The organism is Dietzia cercidiphylli, assembly GCF_014145145.1.
In the GTDB taxonomy this organism is placed as follows: Bacteria; Actinomycetota; Actinomycetes; order Mycobacteriales; family Mycobacteriaceae; genus Dietzia; species Dietzia natronolimnaea.
This window is the reverse complement of sequence record NZ_JAALEA010000083.1, coordinates 1-3273: the sequence shown is the minus strand read 5'-3', so window position 1 is coordinate 3273 and position 3273 is coordinate 1. Positions and strand designations below refer to the sequence as shown.

Here is a 3273-nt window from a genome sequence, read left to right as displayed (position 1 = left end):
GGCGGCCGCGGTCGAGGCCGCCCCGCTCGCCGAAGTGCCCCCGGTCGTCGTCGCGGAGCCGCGTCAGCGACCGGCACGGCGACGCGCGACCAGGTCCACGACCGCCCCTGACGCCGGCGATCGTTAGAGGTGTCTGGCCAGGTGGCGCGGTCGGTTTGACCTGCTGTGCCGCCGGGCCGTAACCTTGACAAGTCGCTCGTGGCGGCGCTATGTCGTCGCGCGAGAAGTCGCGGGCCGGGCCGTCAAGGCCGCGGGACCGGCGATCCCGGTCGACGAGAGTCGGCCGGTCAGAGAGAACACCGCACAGTAGTTGTGGACGTCCCAGTGGCGGCCACACACCCGAGAAGCAAGGGGAAGCCCTCGATGTACGCGATCGTCAAGACCGGCGGCAAGCAGTACAAGGTCGCCGAAGGTGACCATGTCAAGGTCGAGAAGATCGAGGGTGAGGCCGGTACCTCCGTGTCCCTGTCCCCGATCCTCGTGGTCGACGGCTCGACCGTCACCTCCGCTGCCGACGCCCTGGCCAAGGTCTCCGTCTCCGGCGAGATCGTCGAGCAGACCAAGGGTCCGAAGATCCGGATCCACAAGTTCAAGAACAAGACCGGGTACCACAAGCGTCAGGGCCACCGTCAGAAGCTGACGGTGCTCAAGATCACCGGTATCAAGTAATCCACCACGGCCGCCAAGGCCACCAGCTCAGCGCCCTCGGGCGTCTTCCCTGAAGGAGGGGTTCGGACATGGCAAGTAAGAAGGGCGCATCCAGCACCCGTAACGGTCGTGACTCCAACGCGCAGCGTCTCGGCGTCAAGCGTTTCGGCGGCCAGGAAGTCAACGCCGGCGAGATCCTGATCCGCCAGCGTGGCACCAAGTTCCACCCGGGCGTGGGCGTCGGCCGTGGCGGCGACGACACGCTGTTCGCACTGGCCGCCGGTGCGGTCGAGTTCGGGACCAAGCGCGGCCGCAAGACCGTCAACATCGTGCCGGTCGGCGTCGAGGCCTGACCCGGCGACACTGACGCGATTCGCCCTCGGGGGCCGGGCGGGGTCTGATGACCCCACGCCCGGTCCCCGAGAGCATTTGCGCCACATCCGTTAGTCCCACCACCAGCAGGAGGAGTCCGCTTATGTCGAGATTCGTCGACCGCGTAGTGCTCCACCTCGCGGCGGGGGACGGTGGCCGCGGGTGCACGTCCGTGCACCGGGAGAAGTTCAAGCCGCTCGGCGGCCCCGACGGGGGCAACGGCGGCAGCGGCGGGGACGTGGTGCTGGTGGTGGACCCCCAGGTCCACACGCTGCTCGATTTCCACTTCCGGCCCCACGCGCGCGCCGGTAAGGGAGAGCCCGGGATGGGCGCCAACCGGAACGGCGCCCAGGGTGATGACCTCGTCCTGGCGGTGCCGCCCGGGACCGTCGTGCTGGACCAGAACGGTGAGATGCTGGCCGATCTGGTCGGTGCAGGAACCCGCTTCGTGGCGGCCGAGGGCGGCAAGGGTGGGCTCGGGAACGCCGCGCTCGCCTCCAGGGCCCGCAAGGCCCCCGGGTTCGCCCTGCTCGGTGAGCCCGGCGAGGTCCGCGACCTCACCCTCGAGCTCAAGTCCATGGCCGACGTCGGACTGGTCGGGTTCCCCTCTGCCGGCAAGTCCTCTCTCGTGTCGGTGCTCTCCGCGGCCAAGCCCAAGATCGCCGACTACCCGTTCACCACCCTGGCCCCCAACCTCGGGGTGGTCTCGGTGGGCGACGACACGTTCACCATCGCGGACGTGCCCGGGCTCATCCCGGGTGCCAGCGAGGGGCGGGGCCTGGGCCTGGACTTCCTGCGCCACATCGAGCGCACGGCCGTCCTCGCACACGTCGTGGACTGCGCGAGCCTCGAGTCCGACCGCGACCCCATCTCGGACGTCGACGCGCTCGAGGCGGAGCTCGCCGCCTACCAGCCGGAACTCGCCGACGCCGGTCTGGGGGAGCTGGCCGATCGGCCGCGGGTCGTGGTGCTCAACAAGATCGACGTGCCGGACGCCGCTGATATGGCCGAGATGGTCACCGCCCACTTCGAGGCCAAGGGCTGGCCGGTGTATGCCATCTCCGCGGTCGCGCACAAGGGCCTGGACGAACTGAGGTACGGGCTCTACGAGCTCATCAAGGCCCACCGCAAGGCCAACCCGCCGGCGGCGCCCGAGCGGATCGTGTTGCGGCCGAGGGCCGTCGACGTGGCCGAGTTCACCGTCCGGAAGGACCCGAACGAGGCCGGTGCCTACGTGGTCTCGGGATCCAAGCCCGAGCGCTGGATCCGCCAGACAGACTTCGCCAACGACGAGGCCGTCGGCTTCCTCGCCGACCGCCTGGCCCGGCTCGGGGTCGAGGACGCGCTCATCAAGGCCGGCGCGCAGGCGGGCTGCACGGTCACCGTCGGCGACGTCTCCTTCGACTGGGAGCCGCAGACCCCGGCCGGTGTGGACCTCATGCGTACGGGCCGAGGCACCGACATCCGGTTGGAGTCCGACGAGCGTGTGGGCGCCCACGAGCGCAAGTACCGCAAGCGGGTGCGCCGCGGGCTGATCGACCCCGATGAGGAGATCCTGGAGTGACCGGCGAACCGGAGCTGCGGCGCCGGATCGGCACGGCCCGCCGGGTGGTGGTCAAGATCGGCTCGTCGGCCATCACGAGCTTCGGTGGCGGGATCCGCCGGCCGCAGCTCGACGCCCTGGCCGACGTCTGCCAGGCGCGCATGGCCGCGGGGTCGGACGTCTTCGTGGTCTCCTCCGGCGCGATCGGCGCGGGGATGTCCCCACTGGGGATGACCACCCGCCCCGCCACCCTGTCCGCCAAGCAGGCGGCCGCCAGTGTGGGGCAGCTCGAACTGGCCCGGGCGTGGGGCGACTCGTTCTCCAGGTACGACCGCGTGGTGGGCCAGGTCCTGCTGACGGCGGGGGACATCGGGCGCCGGGAGAGCGCGGCCAACGCGCAGCGCACCCTGGACCGACTCCGCACGCTCGGCGCGGTGCCGGTGGTCAACGAGAACGACACGGTGGCCACCAACGAGATCCGCTTCGGGGACAACGACCGCCTGGCCGCGCTGGTGGCCCACCTCATCAGCGCCGATGCGTTGATCCTGCTCTCGGACGTGGACGCGCTCTACGACTCCGACCCCCGCAAGGGTGACGCCACCGCGGTGACGATGGTGTCGGGCGCGGCCGACCTCGACGGGGTGGTGGCCGGGGCCGGCGGTGCGCTGGGCACCGGCGGGATGGCCTCCAAGCTCGCGGCCGCGCGACTG

4 protein-coding genes are annotated in these 3273 nt (G+C 70.8%); all 4 read left to right on the top strand.

Annotated features, from left to right (window positions below; genetic code table 11):
- Positions 1 to 363: 363 nt before the first annotated feature.
- On the top strand, positions 364 to 669 hold the full coding sequence (rplU, locus tag G6028_RS03770) for a 50S ribosomal protein L21 (protein ID WP_017835684.1): 306 nt from the start codon (positions 364 to 366) through the stop codon (positions 667 to 669).
- A 68-nt stretch (positions 670 to 737) separates the two neighbouring features.
- Positions 738 to 1001, top strand: a complete 264-nt coding sequence (gene rpmA / locus G6028_RS03765) for a 50S ribosomal protein L27 (protein WP_107748170.1) — start codon at positions 738 to 740, stop codon at positions 999 to 1001.
- Between the two features lie 122 nt (positions 1002 to 1123).
- On the top strand, positions 1124 to 2584 hold the full coding sequence (obgE, locus tag G6028_RS03760) for a GTPase ObgE (RefSeq protein ID WP_179524934.1): 1461 nt from the start codon (positions 1124 to 1126) through the stop codon (positions 2582 to 2584).
- Positions 2581 to 3273 (top strand): glutamate 5-kinase (proB, locus tag G6028_RS03755; protein WP_182658083.1); only part of this gene is annotated, 693 nt, incomplete at its 3' end. The genes obgE and proB, both read left to right, overlap by 4 nt.